24 protein-coding genes and 1 pseudogene are annotated in these 25,619 nt (G+C 43.8%); 11 read left to right on the top strand and 14 right to left on the bottom strand.

The annotated features are described in order from the left end of the window. Nucleotides 1-38 precede the first annotated feature (38 nt). From KIT51_02505 to KIT51_02495, 3 genes are all read right to left on the bottom strand, one after another. The gene (locus tag KIT51_02505) at nucleotides 39-1,583 is read right to left on the bottom strand and encodes a phosphatase PAP2 family protein (protein ID UYN87168.1); all 1,545 of its coding nucleotides are present in this window, start codon (nucleotides 1,581-1,583) and stop codon (nucleotides 39-41) included. An 11-nt stretch (nucleotides 1,584-1,594) separates the two neighbouring features. Further along, on the bottom strand, nucleotides 1,595-2,509 hold the full coding sequence (locus KIT51_02500; protein UYN87167.1) for a transporter: 915 nt from the start codon (nucleotides 2,507-2,509) through the stop codon (nucleotides 1,595-1,597). Between the two features lie 149 nt (nucleotides 2,510-2,658). After that, entirely contained in the window at nucleotides 2,659-3,198 is a 540-nt protein-coding gene (locus tag KIT51_02495) for a hypothetical protein (GenBank protein ID UYN87166.1), read from the bottom strand. Between the two features lie 96 nt (nucleotides 3,199-3,294). Between KIT51_02495 and KIT51_02490 the strand changes: the two genes are divergently transcribed. Together KIT51_02490 and KIT51_02485 are read left to right on the top strand one after the other, a co-directional pair. Beyond that, entirely contained in the window at nucleotides 3,295-3,669 is a 375-nt protein-coding gene (locus KIT51_02490) for a co-chaperone GroES (GenBank protein ID UYN87165.1), read from the top strand. Continuing rightward, complete coding sequence (locus KIT51_02485) at nucleotides 3,669-3,875, top strand: hypothetical protein (protein ID UYN87164.1); 207 nt, start codon at nucleotides 3,669-3,671, stop codon at nucleotides 3,873-3,875. The genes KIT51_02490 and KIT51_02485 overlap by 1 nt, the downstream gene beginning before the upstream one ends. A 56-nt stretch (nucleotides 3,876-3,931) precedes the next feature. Here KIT51_02485 and KIT51_02480 read toward each other — a convergent pair whose 3' ends face one another. The 4 genes from KIT51_02480 to KIT51_02465 are packed head-to-tail and all read right to left on the bottom strand — an operon-like array spanning nucleotide 3,932 to nucleotide 8,652. After that, nucleotides 3,932-4,993, bottom strand: a complete 1,062-nt coding sequence (locus KIT51_02480; GenBank protein ID UYN87163.1) for a hypothetical protein — start codon at nucleotides 4,991-4,993, stop codon at nucleotides 3,932-3,934. A 9-nt stretch (nucleotides 4,994-5,002) separates the two neighbouring features. Continuing rightward, nucleotides 5,003-6,229: a right-handed parallel beta-helix repeat-containing protein gene (locus KIT51_02475; GenBank protein ID UYN87162.1), complete on the bottom strand. Its 1,227-nt coding sequence runs from the start codon at nucleotides 6,227-6,229 to the stop codon at nucleotides 5,003-5,005. Between the two features lie 60 nt (nucleotides 6,230-6,289). Beyond that, nucleotides 6,290-7,447, bottom strand: coding sequence for a serine hydrolase (locus KIT51_02470; protein UYN87161.1), 1,158 nt, complete (start codon nucleotides 7,445-7,447; stop codon nucleotides 6,290-6,292). Nucleotides 7,448-7,458: 11 nt separating this feature from the next. After that, on the bottom strand, nucleotides 7,459-8,652 hold the full coding sequence (locus tag KIT51_02465; protein UYN87160.1) for an acyltransferase family protein: 1,194 nt from the start codon (nucleotides 8,650-8,652) through the stop codon (nucleotides 7,459-7,461). Nucleotides 8,653-8,805: 153 nt separating this feature from the next. Here KIT51_02465 and KIT51_02460 point away from each other — a divergent pair, with 153 nt between their 5' ends. Together KIT51_02460 and KIT51_02455 are read left to right on the top strand one after the other, a co-directional pair. Continuing rightward, complete coding sequence (locus tag KIT51_02460; protein UYN87159.1) at nucleotides 8,806-9,324, top strand: GNAT family N-acetyltransferase; 519 nt, start codon at nucleotides 8,806-8,808, stop codon at nucleotides 9,322-9,324. Between the two features lie 23 nt (nucleotides 9,325-9,347). Next, nucleotides 9,348-10,844, top strand: coding sequence for a serine hydrolase (locus KIT51_02455; GenBank protein UYN87158.1), 1,497 nt, complete (start codon nucleotides 9,348-9,350; stop codon nucleotides 10,842-10,844). On the opposite strand, the gene KIT51_02450 is transcribed toward KIT51_02455, so the two are convergent. Beyond that, nucleotides 10,845-12,656: a serine hydrolase gene (locus KIT51_02450; GenBank protein UYN87157.1), complete on the bottom strand. Its 1,812-nt coding sequence runs from the start codon at nucleotides 12,654-12,656 to the stop codon at nucleotides 10,845-10,847. A gap of 154 nt (nucleotides 12,657-12,810) precedes the next feature. On the opposite strand from KIT51_02450, the gene KIT51_02445 reads away from it, so the two are divergent. After that, nucleotides 12,811-14,283: an aminopeptidase P family protein gene (locus KIT51_02445; GenBank protein UYN87156.1), complete on the top strand. Its 1,473-nt coding sequence runs from the start codon at nucleotides 12,811-12,813 to the stop codon at nucleotides 14,281-14,283. A gap of 182 nt (nucleotides 14,284-14,465) precedes the next feature. On the opposite strand, the gene KIT51_02440 is transcribed toward KIT51_02445, so the two are convergent. Both KIT51_02440 and KIT51_02435 read right to left on the bottom strand, forming a co-directional pair. Then, entirely contained in the window at nucleotides 14,466-15,515 is a 1,050-nt protein-coding gene (locus KIT51_02440) for an NAD(P)-dependent alcohol dehydrogenase (GenBank protein ID UYN87155.1), read from the bottom strand. Between the two features lie 178 nt (nucleotides 15,516-15,693). Continuing rightward, nucleotides 15,694-16,839 carry an AraC family transcriptional regulator gene (locus KIT51_02435; GenBank protein ID UYN87154.1) on the bottom strand — a complete coding sequence of 382 codons (1,146 nt, stop codon included), beginning with the start codon at nucleotides 16,837-16,839 and terminating at the stop codon, nucleotides 15,694-15,696. A gap of 83 nt (nucleotides 16,840-16,922) precedes the next feature. On the opposite strand from KIT51_02435, the gene KIT51_02430 reads away from it, so the two are divergent. Further along, on the top strand, nucleotides 16,923-18,143 hold the full coding sequence (locus tag KIT51_02430; GenBank protein ID UYN87153.1) for a M20/M25/M40 family metallo-hydrolase: 1,221 nt from the start codon (nucleotides 16,923-16,925) through the stop codon (nucleotides 18,141-18,143). A 59-nt stretch (nucleotides 18,144-18,202) separates the two neighbouring features. Here the strand turns inward: KIT51_02430 and KIT51_02425 are convergent, their stop codons facing one another. After that, nucleotides 18,203-18,439 carry a helix-turn-helix transcriptional regulator gene (locus tag KIT51_02425; GenBank protein UYN88475.1) on the bottom strand — a complete coding sequence of 79 codons (237 nt, stop codon included), beginning with the start codon at nucleotides 18,437-18,439 and terminating at the stop codon, nucleotides 18,203-18,205. 218 nt (nucleotides 18,440-18,657) lie between these two features. Here KIT51_02425 and KIT51_02420 point away from each other — a divergent pair, with 218 nt between their 5' ends. From KIT51_02420 to KIT51_02400, 5 genes and pseudogenes are all read left to right on the top strand, one after another. Then, nucleotides 18,658-19,470, top strand: coding sequence for a hypothetical protein (locus KIT51_02420; GenBank protein UYN87152.1), 813 nt, complete (start codon nucleotides 18,658-18,660; stop codon nucleotides 19,468-19,470). A 94-nt stretch (nucleotides 19,471-19,564) separates the two neighbouring features. Continuing rightward, entirely contained in the window at nucleotides 19,565-20,029 is a 465-nt protein-coding gene (locus KIT51_02415; GenBank protein UYN87151.1) for an SdpA family antimicrobial peptide system protein, read from the top strand. 62 nt (nucleotides 20,030-20,091) lie between these two features. Beyond that, the gene (locus tag KIT51_02410; GenBank protein UYN87150.1) at nucleotides 20,092-20,775 is read left to right on the top strand and encodes a hypothetical protein; all 684 of its coding nucleotides are present in this window, start codon (nucleotides 20,092-20,094) and stop codon (nucleotides 20,773-20,775) included. 29 nt (nucleotides 20,776-20,804) lie between these two features. After that, nucleotides 20,805-21,868 (top strand): annotated as a pseudogene (locus KIT51_02405) (IS3 family transposase). Nucleotides 21,869-22,172: 304 nt separating this feature from the next. Then, entirely contained in the window at nucleotides 22,173-22,502 is a 330-nt protein-coding gene (locus KIT51_02400) for an SdpI family protein (protein ID UYN87149.1), read from the top strand. A gap of 41 nt (nucleotides 22,503-22,543) precedes the next feature. On the opposite strand, the gene KIT51_02395 is transcribed toward KIT51_02400, so the two are convergent. The 3 genes from KIT51_02395 to KIT51_02385 all read right to left on the bottom strand — a co-directional run bounded on the left by KIT51_02395 (nucleotide 22,544) and on the right by KIT51_02385 (nucleotide 25,601). Beyond that, on the bottom strand, nucleotides 22,544-23,686 hold the full coding sequence (locus KIT51_02395) for an acyl-CoA dehydrogenase (protein UYN87148.1): 1,143 nt from the start codon (nucleotides 23,684-23,686) through the stop codon (nucleotides 22,544-22,546). A gap of 100 nt (nucleotides 23,687-23,786) precedes the next feature. Continuing rightward, a complete protein-coding gene (locus tag KIT51_02390) occupies nucleotides 23,787-24,482 on the bottom strand; it encodes a zinc metallopeptidase (protein UYN87147.1) in 696 nt (231 codons plus the stop codon). A gap of 87 nt (nucleotides 24,483-24,569) precedes the next feature. Further along, nucleotides 24,570-25,601 (bottom strand): flippase-like domain-containing protein, encoded by a 1,032-nt coding sequence (locus KIT51_02385; protein ID UYN87146.1) that lies wholly within the window; start codon nucleotides 25,599-25,601, stop codon nucleotides 24,570-24,572. Nucleotides 25,602-25,619 lie beyond the last annotated feature (18 nt).

The raw sequence follows: 25,619 nt of genomic DNA, 5'->3' as shown, positions 1-25,619 counted from the left end.
TTCAAGTGGAGCCAGTTTTTGAAATGGTTCTGGGCATTTTAGTTATCCGCACCATCTTGTTGTGCCCTTGCAATGGTATAAGCTGCTACCGCTCTTCCTTGCGCCAAGCCAACCTCCGCATCAAAACGGTAGTGAATGCCCCCATAAATCCTTGATTCACCGGCTTCATCGGCCCAGGCACGAACAGCATTTGTTTCAGCTGGGAAAATATAGGCCAACACATCGGCAGCCGCGCCTGAAAACGTACTGTGCCCCGAGGTATAAGCCGGAAAGTTTGGTGTACCCAAAATCGTTTTGAAGCCTTTTATCGTTTGGATGGGGCGTGGATAGTGATAATAATACTTGGCATCCCAACACGCAATTCCGGCATCCATCACAGCCATGTTCAAATACGCAAACGTGCGTGCCGTACGGATCGGATTCAATCCATATTTAACGATGTATTCTTTTGCGCGCCTGTTCCAATGCCCGGGAGGTGTATAGGTCCCTAATCCATCCGACCACCAGTTGGCTATTTTGCGTTGCTTTTCAGTAAGGTTCTTAGCAATACTTTTTAGCTCAGCAGCATCCCTTTCAAATTCGGCTGAACCGGGGGCCGGGGGCGGGCCGGGCCGAACATCTTCTACATTGGGTACATTCCACATGGTTACCTGTCCAAACAAAGGCGTAAGGCCAACCAGTCGTTGGGGAGCCTCCTGGTTGTCCCACGACCAACCGAACCGATCAATCGCTGCTTGCTTAATGGCATCCGATACGGGGCGTGGTGCCTGGGCCGCGCTCATCTTATCGGTTGAAGCGCGAGCCAATGCAGCTGTTTTAACAGCAGTACCTATTGCTTTACCTGCTTCAATATCGCTGGTGGTATTGGAGCCCGACCATGTTAAGCTGTTCAAATGTTCTTCTGCCAGCGCGTTCAGGTAATCATGTTCCAAAGGAAACATGGCTTTGAGTATGTCGCGCGATACAATGGCGATTACCGCACCATCACTTGGGTACGAAGGAAGTGTATTCTTTTTATATGCATACGGAATGCTGTTATCCGTAACATACGGTGCAGGGCGGTTGTACTCATATTTGTAATACCATGCAGCAATTAAACCATCGAATTGTGCAACACTTAAATAGGCAAGCATGCGGCTGGTGTAAGGCGGGTGGGCAAAAGGGAATGGTGGCGGGCCTTGAGGATTAGCCGGTGATGGCAATGTATACGTACCGTCAGGATTAGGAGGCGGAATGAGATTGTATTTGGCGGCCAGTTCAAGCGCTATTTCATTCCAACGAATGGCCGGGTTGTTGGTCCAGTATTCAACCGCATTCCGTTGGCTTCCGTTAAGGTTTTGCGTAGCCGATTTTAATGCTGCTAATTCAGCCAGGTATTCAGCTGAATTAACCGCTGCAGGCGCATCGATTACGATATCACTGCCGCTTGAAAACAAGATGGGGTGCCAACTGCCTCCATCAACATCTAAATCGGTAAACTCGTAGGCTGAAAACTTAAAAAATGTAGGCAAATCGTTTTCACAACTGGTGGCCGCAGCGATAATCAGCAGCACGCTTAAAGTAATAGTAAATATCTTTTTCATAACAAGAAAAATTAGAATGTAAACTGATAGGTAATGCCTCCACCGAAGTTGGTAGACTTGCCCATGTTGCGGCCTTCCAGCACCTGGTTATATGAAGCCATCAGGCTAAAACCCTTTAATGGTTCAATGGCTTTAAGGTAGTACTGTGCAAAAAAGCCGGCCTGGGTAACTTCCATTTTGTTGGTAGGTTGAGGCATGTTCCACCTGCGTATATCATCACCGCTTACACAATTCAGAACATTGTAAATAACCTCCAATCGCAGGTTATGATTCAATGCCCATCCTCCTACAATAGCCTGGTAGTTTACTGCGCTGGGCACATCCATATAGGTTGTATAATAACTTCCGTTGGCGTAGTAATAGGATCGTTCAACTTCGGTTTGTCCGCGCCAAACATAAGCGGCAGTACCACGCAGGTAAACCATTTTGTTAAACTCGTATTGCCCGATAATGCGCCCGGTAAGTTCTTGTGTTCCCAAGCCCAGGCTATAGGGCATGTAATCCGACAAGTAATTTGTCATGGGCGTACCAAACTGCGCAACAGCCAGCGCTGAAACACGATGTTTACCAAAGTCCTTTTTAAAGGCCTCGTACTTCACACCAATGTTCACATCCTGAAATCCCCGCACACCGGCCAATTGGCCTCCGTTCGAGTGGGTTTTTACATAGGGTGTTACCAGCAAAACATTAAGCTTATCGGTAATACCATAGGCAATCATGGGCATATAGGTGTTGCGGGTAAAGGTGCCTATGTTCATGTTTGTTATCAGGGTGCTCCCTTCCCAGTATTGATCCCATTTGCCTTGATCGAACATAAAAGCAAAGCAGATCTCTCTTTTTTTCATCATTATGGCATCAGAAAATGTCTGGCCATACAACATGCCGGCACACAAAAAACATGAGCCGAGCAGTATCATCTTCTTCATTGGGGTACTTGATTTTGTTTAGGTTAATTACATTGGTTGATAGCAAAACTTTCGAATGGTGTAATTTCCAAATGAAAGATTCTGCAATCATTCACACGACAATACCCGACATGCGGGATGCCATAAATCCAAAAGGAATTGAATTGTAATTATGCCTGAGGAGGCGGACTGGTAATTGGAATGCTTACCGATTGAAATACATTCAAGATGCAACCTGAAAGCAACTGGTAGTTCCAACCCATGTTGGTGGACTGCAAAACAGTTGAGGTTGCCATAAAATCCTTAATGAGATTTTGTAAACCTTTTGCCTGGTTTTTCTCACCCGAAGGCTTATCGGTGAACGACTTTACATAATCGGCTAACTTCTGCTTCAGGGCTTTTGACTTGAAATCTTTAACACATACGATAAACAATGTATCGCTTTGAAGCTTTTGCTTGACCATCCGGTAAACTTCGCCCTGGTATTCAAACTCACCGTTCACCCGTGTGTACTCTCTCGAATCTGTAGCATAGGGTATGGCAATCGGTACTTTGATCGTTACTTCATGGTCGCGCGCATAGTCATCATCATCAAATTGGGCTAATAAATTTTGAATATGTTTGAGCTTCAGGCCCATCAAAACGCCATAGTAGCCCAGCACATTGAGCAGGAATACAAAGAGGAGAAATATGGCGAATACTCTTTTCACAATCTGAAATTTATAAAATAGTTTGATTTCCACAAACTGTTGTAAAAATCTGGATAAGAATAAGGCTTGAATCTGCGCGCATAGTACTTTTGCCCCATGAAACTCACACCTGATAACAAACTCAAAAAACTCATCGTGGTGGGGGATCGTGTATTGATCAAACCGGCCAAACAGAATGATAAAACCGATAGCGGGCTCTACCTTCCCCCTGGTGTTCAGGAAAAGGAAAAAATACAAAGTGGTTACATTACCAAAGTAGGTCCCGGATACCCCTTACCCCTTCCGGCCGATGAGGACGACATGTGGAAAGGAAAAGATGAACAGGTAAAGTACTTGCCCTTACAAGCGCAGGAAGGCGACCTGGCTATCTTTCTGCAAAAAGGTGCGATTGAGGTAATCTACGAAAATGAAAAATACTACATCGTTCCCCAGTCTTCCATTTTAATGCTGGAGCGCGAAGAAGATTTATAATGAAAGGCTTATCGTTTGATGTGTTGCGCGTTGGGAAAAGATATAAACTCATCAACTTTGGTGAGGTCAATGAGTTTGTAGTGGAGTACATTCTCGCCAATGGTGATTTCAACGTGAAAAATATACACACGCTCGAGCGCTATTTACTGAAAGACCTCATTAAATATGGAAAGGGAAATGATTTTGAGATTCGGGAACTGGAGTGAGTACCAATTCTTCAGGTAGTCCGAGCTAATACTGTACAGAATACTTCGGTACAATTTTATTTCATCTCCCTGATCCACTCCTCAATCAGCTTCACTCCCTCTTCATGCACTAACTTCTTGCCCAACTCCGGCATCATCACTCCCGGATCATCGGATTTGATGCGGTAATATAATATGGATTGCTCAGGCTTACCCGGCACAATGTCGTAGTTCAAACCACCCGAACCACGACCGGCAGCCACGGGGGCTTTTCCAATTCCCAACTCAAATGGATTTTTTACATCAGCCAGCAAATGAAGGCCGCTGGTTTTGGCTGGGCCATCCGGACGATGACAATGGGCACAGTTTACTTCCAGCCAGGCACGGGCGCGCGAATCAAGTGCTTCTTCTGTATTGTCGTAAGATGCTAATCGAGCAATTTTTTCCGCGGGTGGAAGTCCGGTTAACCAGCCGTTTTCCGCCAATTGAACAAGTTGGTTATGATCGTGCCCTTTTATGGAGCCGTTAAGTTGTCTCGCGGTTGGACCGATGGGCATTATTTTATCGCCTCGCAGGTGACAGCCCTTACATTGATTCGTGTTGGGCACGGAATAGTTTACGGTTCGCGCATTACCATCATCATGCGTCCACTTCACGTCAATATTTTTCCCGCCTATTTCAAGATATGCATCAGTCTGTTCGTCATTCCAGATGTAAGGCAAGGCTTTCCAGTTTCCTTCTTCCAAAATCAATAATCGTGTTTCCAGGATACGGATGTCCTTTTCGGGTTTTCTGAAATCCGCAGGGTAATAAAAATTTTTAATCAGCACTGTGCCTTCGGGAAAATCCAACACATCATCGGCACTGAAGCGTGCGCTGGTGCCTTCCGGAAATTTTATAAAACGCTTTTTAAAGGCATAGTCCGTGAAGAGCGGTGAATTCAATTCGTAATGAATGACACCGGGCACAGGTGTAAGCTCTTTTAAGGGCTCAATAAAAAACTTGTAATCGGATAGCTTTTCTTTGCCAATCGCCTGAACATTAGTACCCAAGGATACTTCTTCCACCACAACAACCTGTTGCTGCTTTGGCTGACAGGCCACCAGCGCCAGAACAAGCAAACCTACCCAGCGAATCATACCAACTGCTTAATTACACTTAAATGGCGTTACATCTTTTGAAAGACCTTTGAAATCATTTCCTGCATCCAGGTTAATGAATGTAAGCTTACCGTTTTCACCCACGCAAATATTTCGGTCTTTGCGATCCGGATCTTCAATGCCATCATAGATAATGTCGGGCGGATTAAAAAACGATTTCATCAACAGCAGTTTACCAATGTCGCTCTCCATTGTTGGAAACCAATGTTTATTTGAAAAACGATTGTTGCGGATTTTAACATTGTAAGGATAGGGATTATACAGCGAATCTTCACGAAAACGATTGTCTACCGTTTGCACGCCCCCAATAGCATTTTCCTGCTCCTGCTCCCCGGCATTCAATGCAGCCACCAATTCATAGCTTACTACTGCTATGCCTACCGACCGGTTGTTGATAAAATCGTTATCGTAAATGTCAACGGTATTGGTGGCCAATATCATCATGCCCGAACCTGGTGGAATACTGGCCACTACATTTCCCTTTTGGGCAAAATTTGTGTGGTTGTTGCTGCGCACCGTATTGTTATACACTTTGGTAGTATGGCCATACGTAGTCAGGCCGGGCAAATCAAAAACTAAAATACCTCCCGTATTATCATAGGCCTCATTGCCGTAAATTTCCACCCACTTTGAGTTTTCACTTTCAATGCCGGCCACATTCCAATAGGCTTTGTTATTTCGGATGATGACGGAATCAGATTGTCCCACATAAATGCCGGCATCGGATGAGCCCATAGCAATACAATCTTCCATCAGCACATTTTTACACAGCACCGGGTAAAGTGCGTAGGCGCCATTTTCAGTTTTTGGTCCATCGGCCCAAACCGACCGGATTCTGCGCAGTACAATACCATCGGTATCATTCACTTTTAAATTGTCTCCTTTGGCATCTTCTACCGAAAAATCTTCCAGCACAATATTTTTTCCGTTGCTTACCTGTAATCCCTGGGCACCTTCAGCCTGATTTTTCCACGAAAGAATGGTTTTATCCATGCCCTTTCCGCGAATGGTGATGTTCGACTTTCCATCCATGCTCAGGGTACGGGTGAACATAAAGTTGCCCTCGGGCAGTTCAATTACATCACCATCCTGCGCCAAAATAAATTGTGCCTGCAAATCCTTTTCGATGGATTTCCATACGATGGGTTCTTTGGGTGATTCGCTGCATGCCGTGCATATCACTAAGGCAATTAGACCTAATTGAAATTTTTTCATAAGGCTATGAAGATAAAGAATTTCTCACACATAAACCGCTGGTTCGTAAATCTTAAAAAATTATCTAACAGCATCCACGACCTGAAGAAAAATATTTTTCCAGCTCCCAACACGACCTAAATCTTTTCCCATTCGAACAATAATAATTTTCTCATCCGGAAAAATGTACAAGTACTGCCCCAGGTGACCCCAGCCTGAAATGATGTAGGCATGCTTTTGGTCTTTGCTGTGCAGCCACCAGAATTTTTCGTAGTGAATCTCATTACCAAATTCCGGAACATGATTTTCCGGTGAAACTACAGTGCTTGCCTCAATCCATTCTTCAGAAATAACCTGTTCATCATTCCACTTTCCATTATTCAGTACCAGTCGGCCGAATTTGGCAAAATCAATTGCACGAAGGTTTAGTCCGCTTTCCATTTTCATCATGCGCGACTCGTCACTATCCATACTCCATGAACCGCTGTACTCCATGCCCAGCTTATTCCAGATGTTCCTTTCAAAGTATTCGGCCGGAGACTGCCCGCACGCTTTTTCCAGCACCATGCCGATAACTATCGGATTATAGGAATTGTATTTAAATGCCGTCCCCGGTTCAGCTTTTATTGGCAATTCATAAATACGTTCACGCAAACGCGGATGGTAATAAGCCTTTGGCTTATCGCCCCATGGCAAATCATGATCCTTAAACTGGATGCCACTGCGCATATTCAATAAATGTGATAGTGTTAGTTTCGAATAGCGCGCATCCTGTTGGGCAAGTTGCGGAAGGTACCGGGTGACCGTATCGGTTAACGATTCAATCAGTCCATCATCTATTGCCTTACCTAACAGTAATGAGGTAATGGATTTACCAACTGAAAACGATGTGTTAATAGATTCGCGTGAATATCCATTAAAATAGCCTTCATACAACAATGAATCATTTTTAATAACCAGGAAGGCTGTTGTTTCGGATAATTCCAGAACCTTTTCCAATTCAGTCTTACCTTTTCTGGTTTCAATCATTAAATCAGCAAGCCTGCTTTCCGTTGCTTCAATGAATGAAAAAGGATGAGGAGAAGCATCAAACGGATGGTTAGGGAATTTTTCATGATCAAGTATGTCGGATGCACGCCACTTCATCCACCGGCCCATATAAGTTTTTGTGCTGCACGAAGCAAAAGCAATACTTAGCACCGCCAGGATTATTAATGCATATACAATTTTCTTTTTCATGGTGCGAGAAGTTAGGCTGCTTTTTTAATTTCTTCCAACTTGTTTTCAGCAGGCTTTTGTTTTGGTTTCATCCCAAACAAAAAACGCATCACATTAAACGGACGAATCAAAACCAAATAAAATCCAACACAACTGATCAGCGTAAACATAGCAATCGACCAATACTTGGCGGCAATGCTCCAATCCAACTGACAGATGTAATACCCGATGGCAATAATTACCGTTTGATGCAGAATGTAAAACGGATACAGACCTTCATTGAGTTTGCTGATCCATGGATGAGGTTTGTTCAGGTAATGTTGTCCATAGGCGATCACCGTAAGCACCGTAAACCAGCTCATAAACATGCCGGTAATATCAAACAACGTTTCGATGGTATCCTCCGGCCATGGAAAATTCACAATACCTCTGAAATGAAAGTACAGGAGATAAAAAGGAATCAGCACAAATAGCGCAGCCATCAACAAGTGCTTTCGGTTTTGTCCGACTGACAACCAAAGATTCTTATCAGCATAAAACAGCACACCAAAAAAGAAGAAGCACATGTAGAAAACAAAAAACGCCAGGTCGGTGAGGTCGTGCGTTTCATCCGGGAAGTACGGACGTAAGAGGGCCTGCGTGAAAATGATAAGCAGGGAAGGTATCAATAACATGCCTGCCGGGCTTGCCAGCCAACGACTAACGGTTGCCCTGAATTTTGCAGAACGCTCGGAACGGATGTACTTGAAAAACGGAATGAGCAGTAACGAATACAACAACAAGTACAATATAAACCACAGGTGGTGCCAGCTGAAACTTCCCTCGGGGTATGGAACGAAATTGAAAACGGTTTTATAGAAATCCCAATAGCTTCCATACTTCAAAATATGTTCATAGTAAATCTGTGGCGGCACCACCACAAACATGCCGAACACCAGGGGAATGAACAGCCTGCGAAAGCGTTCACCGGCATATTGCTTAATGGAGCGTTTGCCCAACGCCATGTACGTGCCTGCACCGGAAATAAACAGCAGCAACGGCATGCGCCAGAAGTGCAGCCACACCATCCAGTACCTGAAACTGCCGCTGAGTTCATTGTTCTTAACGTGCCAGTCCCACGGCACGAACCACATACCGGTATGGAAGAAAAGCAGAATTAAAATGGCGATAATCCGAAGCCAGTCGAGGTCGTGCCTGCGGGTTGATTGGATGAATGTCGTTTCCATAGTTTTTCTTTTTTGCTCAAAGAAACAGGCACGAACCCCGAAAATACGACTGTTTTTATAAGCTGGAAGGACGATTTTATAAAGTCGAACAGCAATAATCCCTGCTTCCTGCACAAATAAGTTGCCTATATTCGTAATCACTATCCTACTTCCATGGCTGATATATTGCCAGCATTACCCGAAGACGCACCCGAACTCAGTGAATTAGTCAACTCCGCTTATCGTGGTGATACCGGCCGCCAGGGCTGGACCACCGAAGCCGATTTGATTGACGGATCGCGCACCGATGCCGAGTTATTGAAAGCCGTAATCGAAATGCCTGGCAGTGTGATTCTAAAATATGTTGAGGATGGAAAAATTAAAGGGTGCGTAGAGTTGCGTAAAGAAGAAGATAAACTCTACCTGGGCATGCTCACCGTTAACCCAACCATCCAGGGCAAAGGCATTGGTAAGGCATTGCTGAAAGCATCAGAAGCAGAGGCGGCCAGGCAAGAGTGCAATGCAATTTTTATGAATGTGCTCACTGTACGTAAAGAACTAATCGATTGGTACATCCGGCATGGCTACCACGATTCCGGAAAACGAAAACCATTCTCTTTTACCGATCCACGGTTTGGATTTCCAAAGCAACCGCTGGAGTTTATGATTATGGAAAAACAGATTTCTTACTGAGCACTCATTAACCTTAAACTATTATGCGATTAATTGTTCTATTGATTTTGTTTTCCTTCACACAGGGCCGGGCGCAAAAACCATCAGCTGTCGATAAGAAAGTCCAGGAATTTGAAGCCTACATTATTAAAGGCATGAAGGATTGGGAAGTGCCCGGTATGGCGGTTACCGTGGTGAAAGACGGAAAGGTGCTGCTGGCCAAAGGGTATGGCGTGCGCGAACTGGGAAAGACCGATCCGGTAGATGCACAAACCCTGTTTGCCTGTGCCTCCACAACCAAAGCCATGACAGCCGCCTGTATGGGCATGCTGGTGGATGAGGGCAAAGTAAGCTGGGACGACCCGGTGTATAAACACCTGCCCGAATTTCAGTTGTACGATCCGTACGTTACCCGTGAACTGCGCATCCGCGATTTGTTTATTCACAACTCGGGTGTGGGCAATGCCGATTTTCTTTGGAGCGTGATGAACATTCCCACAGAAGAAGTTATGCACAGGATGCGTAACGTGGAGCCCAGCTACAGTTTACGTTCAGGTTTTATTTACCAGAATATTTTTTACGTGGCGGCTGGCGAAATCATCAACAAACTCAGCGGCAAACCCTGGCACCAGTTTATGCGCGAGCGCATTTTTCAGCCCCTTGGCATGACACGCACAGTTCCTTTATTAAAAGACGTAACGGATCTCAACCAAACTAAACCGCATTATAAAGTCGAAAGAATCATTACCGTGATTGAGCATACCAGTGCCGATCAGGTGGGCGCGGCCGGCAGTGTGTGGTCGTGTGCCGATGACATCAGCAAGTGGGTGCTTTGCATGCTCGACAGCAGCAAGTACGCAGGAGGAAGATTATTGTCGGCCAAGACGTGGACCGAAATGTTCAAGCCACAAACCCTGGTAACGGCCAGCGGGTTCTATCCTACAGCACGTTTAACAAAGCCCAACTGGACAACCTACGGACTGGGCTGGTTTCAGCACGATTACAAGGGCAAGAAAGTGAATTTCCATACCGGTAGTCTGGCCGGTGCCATTGCCATCCACGGGCAGTTGCCCGATGAGAAACTTGGCATATATGTGTTCGGCAATTTCGATCATGCCGAGTTGCGTCACGCGCTCATGTACAAAGCCTTCGACTTGTTTGCGCTGGGCGGTACCCGCGACTGGAGTGCAGAGTTTTTGCAACTGTACCGCGGCATCCAGGCCGAAAGTGAAAAGAAAGAAAAGGAGTTTGAAGGCAGGCGCATTGAAGGAACAAAACCAACACTTTCGCTGGATGACTATACCGGCAAATACACAAGTCCGCTGTTTGGTGAGTTGATCATTACCCGCGAAGGTGATCAACTGATTGCGGTGGCCAATAATTTTCTGAAGGCCACCTTTACCCACTGGCATTACGATACCTTCCGCGGCTGGTTTGATAAAAAGTGGTATGGAAAAGCAAACATGACCTACACGCTGGAACCAACCGGCAAGATTGTTTCTGTGCAGGTTGCCGGTATGGATTTTAGCCGTGTAAACTGATTACTTCCGCTTCGCCACAAACGTTCCGTTGGGCTGGATAAACGTTGCCTCGGTTATTTTTCCGTTGGCTTCGGTGAATCGTACTTTAAACCCATCCAGGCTTTTAATTACAAAAGCATGCTTCTCGGTGGCGAGCAACTCATATTCAGGCTGGCCCGGAACAAACAAGTACAGTGTTTTCCCGTCTTCTTTCAGATAGAACCTGGCAACCATACCGGCCAGTTCGTACTCACCGGCATAGGTTTGCAGCGTTTGCCGGTCAACCGCCACAGCCCGTGGTGTGCGTTTAAACTCGATCGGGTCGGTGGCGGGCTCAAGTTTGGCCGTCAGCGAGGAAATATCTCCGGATTCATTGGTGCGGAAATTAAAATGGAGGTTGGCCTGTTGGGTTGTATCTATCTTGCCGTTTTCTATTTCGTAGGGTAGAAAAATATCGTAGTGATAATGTTTAAGCCACAGCATTTGTAAAGGTGTTTTGGCAAACAACGAATCGCGTTCTACCGTTACATCAAATTTGCCGTAACCGGGATGGTGATACCTGCCCGTGTACTCATAGAGTACATGCGATGGTTTTGTGTTTTTCTTTTGCGATGACTGCATGGTAGCTTTAGCAGCAGCCTGCTGTTTTTCGGCATCGTCAACGCGTTTGGTGTACACCTTGTTCCAGTCGGTGGGTTTAACATTCAACAGTTTATCGCTGATGGTGTTGCGGATAAGGGAGGGCAGAACCGAGCCATTTTGATTGACCAACACCACAATACCGATGCTGTCAGTTGGGAAGAACGATACATTGGCCGAAAAGCCGTCAATATTGCCGCCATGCTCAACGCGGTAATGGCCTTTGTAGGAAGCGGTGAACCAGCCATAACCATAGTTGCCCATGTGTACATCGGGAAATTCCGGATCAGGCGGGTCGCTGTTGATGATCATCTGTGAACCCATCGCTTCCTTTACATAGCTCTGAGGCAATATTTGTTTGCCCTGAAATTTTCCTCCGTTAATCCATGTAATCAGCCAGTTGGCCATTTCGTTTACCGAACTGTTAATGCTCCCGGCTGGGCCCATCGCGGCAATGTCGTAGTAATCCATTTTAGTAATCTGGGTTTTATTTTTTACCTGGTAGCCGATGGCCGCCTCGGTTCCTTTGCGCAGACCGTCAATAACGGTTGTTGAGTTTTTCATCTGCAGCGGCTCGAAAAAACGCTCGCGGATATTGTCTTCCCAGCTTTTACCGGTAATCTTTTCGGCAATTACGCCCTGTGTTAAAAACATAAAGTTGTTATAGTACCACTTTTCGCGCACGGCCGCAAAGGGTTGCTGATGTTCAATGCGCATCATCAGGCTGTCGCGCGAATGGGTTGGAAAAAGATACCAGCTGAAATCATGGCGGGGCAAACCGGTACGGTGTGTCATGATATCCTTAATGGTGATGAGGTTGTTCATCTCCGGTTTATTGAACCGGAGGTCAGGTACGTATTTAACCGGGCTGTCATCAAACGACAGTTTTTTCTCTTCACGTAAAATGCCCAGCAGTCCGCAGGTAAAAGCTTTGCTGCTGGAGCCGATGGCAAACTGGGTATTAGGTGTTACCGGAAGTTTTTTATCAACATCGCGGTAGCCAAACCCTTTGGCATAGATGACTTTATTTTTCTCTACAACAGCAACAGCAAAACCCGCGGCATGCCATTTGGCGGGCAGTTGTTGTAACTCGGCATCCAGGCCGGCCAGCCGTTTATCCAGGGGCGTTGGTTTTTTTTGTGCCATGGCATGGAGCGAGCACAACAGCAGGGCAACTAAAAGTAAGCTTTTCATGATTGAAGGGGTTGGCTCGGTAATGTAGCAAAATCCGTATGGATTAATGCGTCTGAGCTTCTAAATCCTATTTTATAAATTTCATTAAAGCCATTCCATTAAAATCCATTTTTCAGGTACAATAATTTATCGTTTATTTATCAAAATACTATCTATGAAACGATACCTCATACTGCTCCTGCTTTTTGCCAGCTTTTCATTGCTCGCCCAAAACCCCAACATGCCCACCGATTTCCTGAGCAAGGAGTGGCACAAGGAGCGCAGGCAAAAACTTCGTGAGAAGTTACCGTCCAATTCAGTTGCTGTATTTTTTGGGAATGCGGTGCGCAACCGCAGTAACGATGTGGATTATGTGTATCATCAAGACCCGGATTTCTATTACCTCACCGGCTACCGCGAACCCAATACTGTATTGTTGATTTTTAAAGATAAACAAAAGGGCACCGGTGATGCGCTGTATGATGAGATTGTATTTGTACAACCTAAAAATGCCATGAGGGAAATGTGGACCGGGCGCAGGCTGGGTAACCTCGGCACGAAAGAGCAACTTGGCTTTGAACAGGCCTTCAACAATACTGATTTTAAAGACTACAACATCGACTTCTCATCCTTTGATCAAATTCTGTTTCTTGACTTTCATAACGATGTTCGGGATGATGCCCGCGATAAAGGCGACCTTTATGATTTGATCGAACAATTTAAAGTAAAGGTAAACTACCCACGCAAAGATGCGTTGAGCGTTCAACGCGAACAACCCCCAAACAACCTGAACACACGTGCACTCATCGGCATCATGAATGATTTACGCGGTATTAAAACAAAAGAAGAAATTGAATTGCTGCGCAAAGCCGTAATGATTTCCTGCATCGGGCAGGTGGAAGTAATGAAGGCCATGAAGCCCGGTATGAGCGAACGCGAAGTACAAGGCATACATGAATATGTGTTTAAAAAATACCAAGCCGAAGACCTCGGCTATCCTTCTATTGTGGGCGGAGGACATAACGGCTGCATTCTGCACTACATCGACAACTACAAACCCTCGCTTACCAATAAAGAATTAATTCTGATGGACCTTGGTGCCGAATACCACGGATACACAGCCGACATTACCCGCACCATACCCGTAAGCGGCAAATTTTCACCGGAACAAAAACAGATTTATGACCTGGTGCTGGCCGCGCAGGAAGAAGCCATGAAGATTTGTAAACCCGGCACACCCTTCAGCGACTTGTATGCAGCCACGGCTAAAGTGATCAACAAAGGGTTGAAAGAACTAAACATTATTGAAAACGAAACTGACCGGCATTTATACTACCCGCACGGCTGTTGCCACCACATTGGGTTGGATGTACACGACCGCGGCAATTACGATGTGCTTCAGGAAAATATGGCCATCACCATTGAACCGGGTATTTACATTCAGGAAAACACTACCAAAGACCCGAAGTGGTGGGGCATTGCCGTGCGCATTGAAGATGATTACTTGATTACGAAAAACGGCTGCGAACATTTGTCATCGTATGCACCGCGCACCACTGAAGCTATAGAGGCCATGATGAAGCAACCCAGCCCGCTGGATAAATTTGTGTTACCAGAATTAGATAAGGTTGTACCTAAGAAAAATTAAAATCCAGTATTAAGAGTAACCACTAAATATCTTAATTGAATACCTACAATTATTATCCCGCGGATGACGCTGATAAAACGCAGACAATAATCTGCGAGCTTCGCGGAATCAGCGGGAACAAAAGTTTAGGACTTAAAGGGGATACTCATATATTTAACCGGAATTTTAATGCATAATCCGGTTTAATTTTTTAGAGATGACATATCAATTACAAACCGGTAGCGCACATCACTTTTTAACATCCGATCAAATGCCTCATTGATTTGTTGAATTGGAATCACCTCAACATCGGCTACAATATTTTTTTCAGCACAAAAATCCAGCATCTCTTGAGTTTCAGTTGTTCCGCCAATCATTGAGCCGGTAACGCTTCTTCTGTTTTTTAACAGATCAAATGGATCTACGCGTGGCTCTTCAGCCGGAAGCCCCACCACCATCATGCGGCCATTCATGCCCAACAACTTCAGGTAAGGGGCATAATCATGGTTAGCGGACACGGTATTCAATACCACGTCAAAGTAACTACTAAACTTCTTCATTTGATCTTTGTCGGTCGACAGGATAAAATTGTGCGCACCTAATCGCCTGGCATCAGCCTCTTTCCCTGGCGATGAGCTTACCAAAGTCACTTCCGCACCAAAAGCATGGGCAAACTTCAGTCCCATGTGCCCAAGCCCACCTAACCCGATAACAGCAACACGCATACCTGATGTAACACCGGCAAACCGGAGCGGTGAGTATGTGGTAATACCTGCACACAACAGCGGAGCCACACCGGCCAGACTAAGTTTATCCGAAATGCGGTAGACAAAACGTTCATCCGTTACAATGTGCGTGGAATATCCTCCCTGAGCCAGCGTTTTGCCGTCACGTTCGTAGGCGTTGTATGTTCCCGTAGGGCCTTCTTCGCAATACTGTTCAAGATGATTTTTGCAATTATTACAACTTCTGCATGAATCCACAATTACACCAACGGCAGCAAGGTCGCCTGCCTTGAAACGCGTAACCGCTGAACCTACACTCACCACGCGACCAACAATTTCATGACCGGGCACCATAGGATACATCGATCCTCCCCACTCATCGCGCACCTGGTGCAGGTCGCTGTGACAAACACCACAGAAGAGAATTTCTACATGTACATCACCTGGGCGAGGTTCTCTTCGCTCGAAGGAATATGGGGCAAGAGGACTCTTTGAATTAAAGGCTGCATAAGCATTTGTCGCTATCATAGTATTTTGTGAGTATCCGTTTAACGTCCTAAAATTAATAGAGCATCACCACATTAACACCTCACCCCTTCCCCTCTCCCGCAGGAGAGGGGTGTTCGAGGTACGAGAACGGGGTGAGGTTTTAATTAGGACATCAAACGGACATTCAGATAGTATTTTAAAAATCAAGTTTAAAAATTCATTTTGTATTCATGGCCCGGTATTCCGATGGTGTATTACCCGTAATCTTCTTAAACACCGTATTAAAAGAAGACTTCGAGTTGTAGCCAACCTGTTCGGCAATTTCTTCAACCTTTATGTTGGGCTTATCGATTAACAATTTTTTAGCCTCTTCTACCCTGTACCCAGCCACCCATTCAAAAAAGTTTTTTCCTAACCCTTCATTAATAACCTGTGATACCTGGTGCACCGATATTCCACAGGCCTTGGCGAGGTCGGGTTGTGAAAAATCCGATTTCAAAAAGGGCTTCTCATCCGTCATAATTTTTTTAAGCCTTGTCAATAACACTTCCTGCTGGTCTGCTGTAAGTGAGGAACTCTTGTACCTCAGTTGTTCATTCAGCGCGGGCTGCTTAAAAAACCCTGATCCTTTCATTACCGAAAAGCTTGTGGAGTAAATAATGAGCGAGCCAAAGGCAGCAAATAAGTGATCGCCAGTATCATCTACATTGAGCAACTTCACAACTACTATAAGTATGGCAAAAGCTGTCATTTGCAGCACGCCATTCCGAAGTGTTTTTAATGTAGCCGATTCAGGCCTAAAGAAGGATTCTTTTTTCTCACGGAATGATCTCGAAATTATACCTCCGCATAATGCCAGGTAAAAAAACAAGCTAATCAATACCAGCTCAGTATGCCATTGGGTGAGGATGAACATCCAGGGATCAAACTGTTGGGCGACTTCACGAAACGGTAAGCCGGGATGGTAGGAAGCCACCCAAGCATTATACTTTACATCAACCGATGAAAGAAGAAACGGTATCATGAACAGGGCGTAGACAACCGGAAAGATGAGATTCAGTACCATGGATTGCTTGCTTACCTGCCCTTTTGCCAGGGCAACCACAAACAAAAAAAGAAGTGGCCCGATTGCCAGCGCAAAAGGTTCAGAGAAATCTACCAGGTGCAGTACATGAATGATGTACCCCGTGTACATTAAAAAAATCTCCAATAAACAAGCGACAATGGCGATTAACAGCAAACCATACATGACGTTGAACTGCCGGGCTCTGTTCTCTTTTGAGAAGAAAAACAAGGCGAGGAAAACCGCTTGTACCAAACCCAGAAAAATAAACACGGCAAATAAATCAACCCGGTAAGCCATGCCCGAATTTATCACTTTTTAAACCTGTACGCGTATAAATTTAGGGTTGCCCTGCTGTATCTTGCGGCATATTCTTATCCATCATGAAAAATTTTTCAACATTATTTACACTTTGCTTGCTGACTTTTACGCTTAAGGCACAACAGTTTAATGAGTCAACCATTCGTAAGCATATTAAGATACTCGCCAGCGATTCGTTGCAAGGCAGAGGAACGGGCACCGAAGGTGAGCGCATGGCTGCAGCCTACATTGAGAGTGAATTCAAAAAATTGAAACTAAAGCCAACAGGTAAATCCAAAAACTATTTGCAGACTTTTGAATTTAAAAGCGGAGCACACGGTGAAGGCGCACCGGGCACCGCGCACAACATTGTAGCCTATCTCAATAACAAAGCTGCCAACACTATTATTATTGGTGCCCACTACGATCACCTGGGTATTGGCGAATTCGGTAATTCTTTGGAAGCTAATCCGGCTGGGAAAATTCACAATGGCGCAGATGACAATGCTTCCGGTGTTGCTGGCGTTTTGGAACTAGCCCGATACTTCAGCACCAATAAGGTGAAGGAAAAAAATAATTTCCTGTTTCTGTGCTTTTCAGGTGAAGAGCTTGGACTTTACGGATCAAAGTATTTCACAGAAAACCCCACCATTAACCTGGCGCAGGTCAATTACATGATTAACATGGATATGATTGGCCGGTTAGATCCGCAAACCAAAACGGTGGTTGTAAACGGTACAGGAACCAGTCCGGTGTGGGAACCTTTGTTGAAGAAACTGGAAACAGAAACCCTGAAAATAAAAACCGACTCATCAGGTATTGGTCCCTCCGATCACACTTCATTTTATTTAAAGAATATTCCCGTACTTCATTTCTTTACTGGTGCCCATGGTGATTACCACAAGCCCACAGACGACTGGGATAAAATAAACTACGCGGGCCAGGTGAGTGTACTTAACCTGATTGCGGAAGTGATTAATAGTTTAGACAAGGAACCTAAACTCACTTTCCTCACCACCAAGGCCAAGCCTATGGCGAGCCGTTCAGCATTTAAGGTTACACTTGGCGTAATGCCCAGTTATACAAGTGATGGTGATGGCGTAAAAGTTGACGGTGTTACCGAAGGGCGCCCCGGACAAAAAGCCGGCATACTAACCGGTGATATTATTATTCAGATGGGCGACCTTACTATTAAAGACATTCAAGATTATATGGGTGCATTGGGCAAGTTTGATAAGGGACAGACAATACCGGTGAAAGTAAAACGGGGCGGGGAGGTACTCACTTTTTTGGTGGTATTTTGATGGTTTGACCTCTCCAAAAAATACGATTTGATAGAAAATCTTACATGATGCTGCCACGGTTACGGTAGATTTGTGAAAAACTCTTTCAGGGTTAAACCGTGAATTCTCAACAGACGCATAAGGCCTTTCAATGTTAGGTTTGTTCTTCCTTTTTCAATGCGCCAGTACTGCACACGAGATAAATCGTGGTCGTAGGCAAAGGTTTCATGGCTGGTATAGCCTTTTTCCTTGCGCAGTTCGGCAAGCTGCCGGCCAATGCGCTCGAGTTGTTTTTGGAAGTCCGCCTCGTTTTTCACGGCTTCCAAATTCCTGCAATTTATCTTTAAATATTACAGCATATAAGTGTACAGCTTATAAGTTGTATTTTGAAATATCATAACCCCTTTAGTATGTTCGGTTCAAGGTTCTAGTTTTGAGTTGGGCCGGTTAAAAAAAATCTTAGCTATTCACTGAATTCATTATCAGGGTGTTATTAAGGTTTTATCAGAGCTATAAAAGTTAAACTTATATTCATATGAAAAGATTAAGAGTAATATCACTAAACCCCGCTGTACTTCTTTTTGTTGCATCAAGTATACTTCTCTTTAGTTGTAGTAAAGATTCGCTGCTAATCAAAGCAAAAGAATTATCTGGAAGGGATCTTATGCGCTCCATTTACTTCCTTGATGGCACAGGAACAGATTTCATTGAGCCTTTACAGGAACTTAAGTTGGAGAACTTATTTAGTACTGAAGAAGTCACATACATCAGAAGTCATATTGATCTTTTTCTTGAGCAAATCGAAAATAAAAATCCGGGTATATTCGAATCATTCAAGGCTGACATGTGCAGTGGTGATCATCTAGTTATAAAGCAATCCTTAGCACGAAATGCAACTTTAATTCATGAAACTGCTAAAAACGTTAATAAGGAAGATCAACTTTTAGCTAAATTAATTGCAAACGGTCAAAAGCCCTTAGCTTCTTTAATAAATGCACATTTCCCGCAAGCTGGAATATCAGATTTATCACCTTCAGAAATAAAAGTAGTCTTGCAATCCGATGAGTTTAAAAACAATATAAAAGAGTACTTTAGTAACCTCGAAAGTAAAATTGATGGGAAGTCTGGCCGAGCAGAAGAGCAACTTGGACTGATTATATTTGCCGCGGCAGTTCTTGCTTTTGCTGCTATAGCTGTTGCAGTAATTTACGTTGTATGGGTTTTAAATGCAGTGCAATTATACCACTATAGTGATGTAGACTGGCATCCAATTAAACGAGGGTCAGGCAATTCGGAACTCTTAATGGAACAGATAGTTAATTCAATTGCTATCAATTTCATAGACTAAAAAACAACCTGATGAATCCACGTATTATTTTTTTACGTTGTTATTCGTCATAATTCTATGGATTCTTCTATTGTATACAGTTATAGTAAGTTCAATGCCATACAACAGTTTGAGGTCGCAGTTTTATAATAAAGATCATTTATTTGTCAGGAGAATATTTCCCGAAGGTTTTTCGTTTTTTACTCGTGACCCTAGAGAACCTCAAGTGATTCTTTACACAAAGAATGCAATCACCGAGGTTATAGAAAGGAGTAATTCCATAAATTATTACTTCGGCTTTAGCAGATATGGCAGAGCACTCAGCATCGAGTTAAGTTCTATTTGGGAAACGGTGCGCAATCAGAAATGGTATGATTGCTACACCTGTACCCAAAATTGTTTTAACGATGAAATACTTCCGCACTATTCAATTCAAAACTCAACACCTTCACCATTTATTTGTGGGGAGTATTATTTAAAAATAACTGAACCTATCCCATGGGCATGGGCGAAATCTTTCAAAAGCAGTAACAGATCAATGCCTTGTAAAATGATCAGTATATCGATAAAGTGTAATTAATAGTGTTTATCAAAATAACGTCCTGGTTAGAAAGAAATGTCATATGGACAAATACATATGGGTTGGCAAGATCCTTATTAGGATTAGGGACTTTTTCTACGCTAATTTTAAATAGTACTGATGTTCTATTCAAAACAACTTATGAAAGTATTTCGTTTTGTGACCCTCTTGGACTAAGTCTGTACTGCATATTCGACAATTTGCTAGTAGGAAAACTTATTTCAATTGCTTTTCTCATTCTAATTATATCTGGTTGGCGGCCTGTAATTACAGGTATTTTGCATTGGTGGGTTATGTATAGTTTTACTAATTCGGCAGTTGTTCTAGATGGCGGAGATCACATTGCCTCTATTATCACTTTACTTTTAGTTCCTATTACTTTGACAGACAACCGAAAATGGCATTGGAATAAACCAAAATTAAAACCTACAAATACATGGTTTGGAGTTAAATCATTGATTGGACTATCTTCGGTGCTTGTCATAAAAATACAGGTTTCAATAATTTATCTTAACTCGGCAGCAGCTAAACTTAGTGTTAGAGAATGGACTGACGGAACAGCAATTTACTATTGGTTTAAACATCCCGTCTTCGGATATCCTAATTGGTTAGATGCCATACTCGAACCATTGATTCTGAATGGAACAATACTTTTCATTATTAGTTGGGGCACAATAATATTTGAGTTTATCCTCTTCTCTGGTCTTTTTGTAAGCTCCCCCGAAAATAGGACAGTTTTGAATTAGACAAAAGGTCTAACTTTAAACTGTTAAAAATGAAAAGAACACGATTTACCGAAGCCCAGATTTTCACTATTCTCAAGGAGTTTGATGCTGGCAAAAACATCCAGGACATTGCCCGTTCGCACGGAGTGTCCAAAGCCACTATTTATAATTGGAAGGCTAAGTACGGAGGTATGGAGATGAACGAACTTAAGCGCGTTAAGGAGCTTGAGGAAGAAAATCGGAAGCTCAAGCAGATGTATGGTGACCTGGCGCTGGACAACAAGATGCTCAAAGACGTTTTGGGAAAAAAGTTCTAAGGCCCGCTGAGAAGCGAACCCGTGTAGATTATCTGAGAACGACTTTTCAAGTCAGCCTCGGTCGGGCCTGTGAAGTGATGGATCTCTCACGTTCGGTTTACTACTATCGAAGTAAGACGGACGATCATGCGGTGATTGATAAACTCCAGAACTTAGCTGAGAAACGGCCTACCGAAGGATTTTGGAAAATGTATTTCAGGATAAGGAAAGAAGGATTGTTGTGGAACCACAAACGCATCCATCGGGTGTATAAATTATTGAAGTTGAATATGAAACGAAAAGGAAAAAGGAGATTACCAGCACGCGTTCTTCAGCCCCTGGAGGCTGTTAGCCACATCAATGCAAGCTGGTCGATGGACTTTATGAGTGATTCCCTTCTATCGGGTCGCAAGTTCAGAGTACTCAACTTGCTGGACGACTTTAACCGTGAGGCCCTTGCTATTGAAGTTGATACTTCGCTACGGGCTGAGCGAGTGATACGGGTACTTGAACAAGTCATTCAATGGAGAGGAAAACCACAGCGAATCAGGGTTGATAATGGCCCCGAATTCATCTCAAGCAAACTCGGCCTATGGTGCGAAGAACGCAACATCCAGCTTCAGTTTATTCAACCGGGCAAGCCTTCACAGAATGCATACATCGAGCGTTTCAATGGAAGCTTCCGAAGAGATGTTCTCGATGCGTACTTATTTGAATCCCTTATCCAGGTAAGAATCCTAGCTGATGAGTGGATGAATGATTACAACTATGACCGTCCACATGATGCGCTCGAAGGGCGCAGTCCTGCGGACATGCTGGCCGTGGATTTATGGGAAACTCGAAACGAGTTTCCCACAAACCCACAACCGGTTACAACAATAACAATGAATAAATTTCCTAATTTAGAGTTGTCCTAAAAATGGGGAGCTTACATTTTTATGGGCAATCAGTTTAAAAGATTTTTTTTAATCTTAGCTATTGTCTTTCATTTCAGCATTTTTATTATTCACGGGCTTTCTTCATTTTTCTTTACTATGTGCGCTTGTTTATTATTATACCTAGGACCAATTTTTAAAGGTTTAGAATTTTTAAAGACATTTGTAAATCTAAAAACCAAAATTTATGTTCATCTACATTCTCTTAGGAATAGTATTGGTAGTTATTGGCCTGTCTCTTAAATTTGGTAGAATTGAAAAAAACTATTTTTTTGGTTACCGTACACCTCGGTCAATGAAAAATAAAATGAATTGGGAATTCGCTAACGGTCTTATGGCAAATTATTCAATTATTGTCGGAGTTTTATCAATATTAAGTGGTGTTATTGGATGGTATTTCAATCTAAACAGTAAGTATATAATTTACATTACAGTTGGACTAATGGCTGTGTGCCTGATCACAACAGAGATACGATTATATAAATTTGATAAGGCTAAGCGTGAAAACAAAGGATGATGTGATTTAAGTAGAATTATAGAAGGTAAAATTCATAGCAATCACCCTCGTAACAACTCTCTTGATATAACCAACTTCTGAATTTCCGTTGTGCCCTCGTATATCTGTGTGATTTTTGCATCGCGCATCAGGCGCTCAACATGAAATTCTTTTACGTATCCATAGCCACCATGAATCTGAACTGCTTCGGTGGTTACCTCTTGCGCAATTTGTGAAGCGAAGAGTTTAGCCTGTGCTGCCGCCTTTACAAAATCCTTTCCCTGATCTTTCAGGTATGCCGCCTGCCATACCAGTAATCGGGCCGCATCAATTTTGGTGGCCATTTCAGCCAACTTAAATTGTATAGCCTGGTGCTCGGACAAATGTTTTCCGAAAGCTTTACGCTCCTTGGAATATTTTAGTGCAAACTCATAGGCACCGGATGCAATACCTAGTGCTTGTGCAGCAATACCAATCCGGCCTCCATTAAGCGTTGTCATGGCGAAGGTGAAACCAAAACCATCCTCACCAATACGATTGGCTTTTGGTACTTTAACATCAGTAAACATAAGGGAGTGCGTGTCTGATCCACGAATGCCCATCTTGTCTTCCTTTTTACCAACCACAAAGCCAGGCATTCCTTTTTCAACAATCAATGCATTAATTCCCTTGTGGCGTTTAGCTGCATCCGTCTGCGCTATAACTATATACACAGTGGCGCTGTTGCCGTTGGTAATCCAGTTTTTAGTTCCGTTCAACAGATAGTAATCGCCTTTGTCTTCGGCAGTAGTTCGCTGGCTGGTGGCATCTGACCCGGCTTCGGGTTCAGAAAGACAAAACGCACCAATAATCTTACCGGCCGCTAATGGCTTCAGGTATTTTTCTTTTTGTTCTTCCGATCCAAATTTTTCCAACCCCCAACATACCAATGAATTATTCACCGACATGCACACCGAAGCCGAGGCATCAATCTTTGAGATTTCTTCCATCGCTAATACGTACGAAATGGTATCCATGCCTCCTCCGTTATATTTCGGATTGGTCATCATGCCCAAAAAACCAAGTTCACCCATTTTCTTTACCTGCTCGGCAGGGAATTTTTGCTCTGTGTCACGATCGATTACACCAGGGAGTAAATCATTTTGGGCAAAATCACGTGCAGCTTGCTGAACGCTCAGGTGCTCTTCGGTGAGTTGAAAATTCATAAACGGTTTTTCAGGTTAACAAAAACAACGGCCTGAGGTTATCCCTCAGGCCGCAAAAATACTTCTTATCAAGAATTTCCTAAAAACTGTTCAGGCAATATTAATCACGCCTACCCAAAAAGATCATAACCCAATACATAAGTGATGCTAGCGCTGCCAAAGCCGCAACCACGTAGGTCATGGCGGCCCATTTCAAGGCATCCTTGGCCATATCATGTTCCTGGCGGTTAACGATTCCCCGGTTTTCGATCCACGCTAAAGCCCTGCGGCTGGCATCAAATTCTACGGGCAAGGTGATTAAGGCAAACAAAGCAAAAACCGTGTATGAACCAATAATTACGATCAAGGCCGTATCAAACGAGAACAATCCCTTTGCCGCAAACGCACCGAACATCATGGCGATGAAAATGAAATTCATAACCTTGGAGGTCACATTTTGTATCGGAACCATGGCCGACCGAAGTTCCAGCATCGAATAAGCGGTTGCATGCTGAACAGCGTGGCCGCATTCGTGGGCTGCCACAGCGGCTGCAGCTGCATTGCGGCCATTATAAACCTCTTCACTTAAATTTACTGTTTTGTTGGCCGGATTGTAATGGTCGGTTAATTGACCTTCAACACTGGTAACCTTTACGTCATAAATACCATTGTCGGCCAACATTAGGCGGGCAATCTCGGCACCGGTAAGATTTTGTGTTAAGCGTGTTTGCGAATACTCACGGAATTTACTCCTTAACCGGCCACTTACCAGTGAGCCAATCAACATAAACACAACACCAATTATTAATAATCCCATAGTATTTCAAATTTTAGATTCTTCAAACATCAACTTCCAGGCCACTGATTTTTTCCTGACATTTAGTCATTTCACATTCTAACAAAATCATCCATTGGCTTGTTCCAGCCCATTCTTTGCTTTACTCCTAAGACGAAAAGATGTTAAGATTAGTGAGATAACCCCCGCGACAATTAAAATCAATGTTTGCCAGCCGTGAAACACAAACGTAAAGGCCACTGCATTGGCCTGAGGTACCTGGTAAAGGAACACCAGCCCGGCCGGTAAAAGAACGTGATAAGAACCGGCACCACCCGGCAATGGTGCTGCCATAGCAATCGTGCCGATGGCGAACAGGGAAAGAACAGCACTTAGCCCCAGATGCGATGTTTCATTGAATGCCTTTATAACGGCATAGCTCATGGCGAAGTAAAGCAGCCAAATAATAACCGAGTACCCAACGAACAAGGTTTTATTCTCAAGTTTAGCCACTGATGTTAAACCGGCTTTAAATCCTTTCCATACTTTTTGAAGGCGATTTCTTAACTTATTATTTCGCTTTATAAGCCAATAGACCATGGCTGCCATTACCAAAAGGATTACCATAACCAAAACGATTATCCCAACCCTGCCCTTACCCACTACCGGCTGCCATGGCAGGGTTTCCAAAAAACCAATCAGCTTATCGTATTCGGCAACAAACGCAAACACCAACACCACAACCAATAAAATCAAATCAACAATGCGCTCCAACACCACGGTACCGAAAGAAACCTCGACCGGAATTTTATTTAACCTGTACAGGTTGTAACAACGCGAAACTTCACCACCACGCGGAATGACCAGGTTTACCAGGTAACCAACCATAAGCGATAAGAATCCGTTGTAAAATGAAGTTGAATGGCCTGTTGAGTGGAGTAACATACGCCAACGCTCGGCACGAAGCGCATGACTGATCATGACAAAAACCAGCATTAGAAAAAGCCAAAGTTTATTCGCTGAGTAGAGGGTATTCAGAATGTAATCCCATTTATTCTCATCTCCTTCCACCGGTATGGCCCGCAACGAAAACCAAACCAGGAAGACAGTAATGGCAAGAAGAATAATATATTGAACAAAAACCCGAATACGTGATTTCACCCTGGGGAAATTAAACGC

The sequence above is a fragment of the Cyclobacteriaceae bacterium genome (assembly GCA_025808415.1).
In the GTDB taxonomy this organism is placed as follows: Bacteria; Bacteroidota; Bacteroidia; order Cytophagales; family Cyclobacteriaceae; genus UBA2336.
Note: the sequence above shows the minus strand (reverse complement) of the source record. Positions and strands in the feature narration are given on the sequence as shown.

Bases quoted from the DNA above. Each gene is read 5' to 3' on its own strand.
- KIT51_02505 (UYN87168.1), bottom strand. From the start codon at position 1,583: ATGAAAAAGATATTTACTATTACTTTAAGCGTGCTGCTGATTATCGCT.
- KIT51_02500 (UYN87167.1), bottom strand. From the start codon at position 2,509: ATGAAGAAGATGATACTGCTCGGCTCATGTTTTTTGTGTGCCGGCATG.
- KIT51_02490 (UYN87165.1), top strand. From the start codon at position 3,295: ATGAAACTCACACCTGATAACAAACTCAAAAAACTCATCGTGGTGGGG.
- KIT51_02485 (UYN87164.1), top strand. From the start codon at position 3,669: ATGAAAGGCTTATCGTTTGATGTGTTGCGCGTTGGGAAAAGATATAAA.
- KIT51_02480 (UYN87163.1), bottom strand. From the start codon at position 4,993: ATGATTCGCTGGGTAGGTTTGCTTGTTCTGGCGCTGGTGGCCTGTCAG.
- KIT51_02475 (UYN87162.1), bottom strand. From the start codon at position 6,229: ATGAAAAAATTTCAATTAGGTCTAATTGCCTTAGTGATATGCACGGCA.
- KIT51_02470 (UYN87161.1), bottom strand. From the start codon at position 7,447: ATGAAAAAGAAAATTGTATATGCATTAATAATCCTGGCGGTGCTAAGT.
- KIT51_02465 (UYN87160.1), bottom strand. From the start codon at position 8,652: ATGGAAACGACATTCATCCAATCAACCCGCAGGCACGACCTCGACTGG.
- KIT51_02460 (UYN87159.1), top strand. From the start codon at position 8,806: ATGGCTGATATATTGCCAGCATTACCCGAAGACGCACCCGAACTCAGT.
- KIT51_02455 (UYN87158.1), top strand. From the start codon at position 9,348: ATGCGATTAATTGTTCTATTGATTTTGTTTTCCTTCACACAGGGCCGG.
- KIT51_02450 (UYN87157.1), bottom strand. From the start codon at position 12,656: ATGAAAAGCTTACTTTTAGTTGCCCTGCTGTTGTGCTCGCTCCATGCC.
- KIT51_02445 (UYN87156.1), top strand. From the start codon at position 12,811: ATGAAACGATACCTCATACTGCTCCTGCTTTTTGCCAGCTTTTCATTG.
- KIT51_02440 (UYN87155.1), bottom strand. From the start codon at position 15,515: ATGATAGCGACAAATGCTTATGCAGCCTTTAATTCAAAGAGTCCTCTT.
- KIT51_02435 (UYN87154.1), bottom strand. From the start codon at position 16,839: ATGGCTTACCGGGTTGATTTATTTGCCGTGTTTATTTTTCTGGGTTTG.
- KIT51_02430 (UYN87153.1), top strand. From the start codon at position 16,923: ATGAAAAATTTTTCAACATTATTTACACTTTGCTTGCTGACTTTTACG.
- KIT51_02420 (UYN87152.1), top strand. From the start codon at position 18,658: ATGAAAAGATTAAGAGTAATATCACTAAACCCCGCTGTACTTCTTTTT.
- KIT51_02415 (UYN87151.1), top strand. From the start codon at position 19,565: ATGCCATACAACAGTTTGAGGTCGCAGTTTTATAATAAAGATCATTTA.
- KIT51_02400 (UYN87149.1), top strand. From the start codon at position 22,173: ATGTTCATCTACATTCTCTTAGGAATAGTATTGGTAGTTATTGGCCTG.
- KIT51_02395 (UYN87148.1), bottom strand. From the start codon at position 23,686: ATGAATTTTCAACTCACCGAAGAGCACCTGAGCGTTCAGCAAGCTGCA.
- KIT51_02390 (UYN87147.1), bottom strand. From the start codon at position 24,482: ATGGGATTATTAATAATTGGTGTTGTGTTTATGTTGATTGGCTCACTG.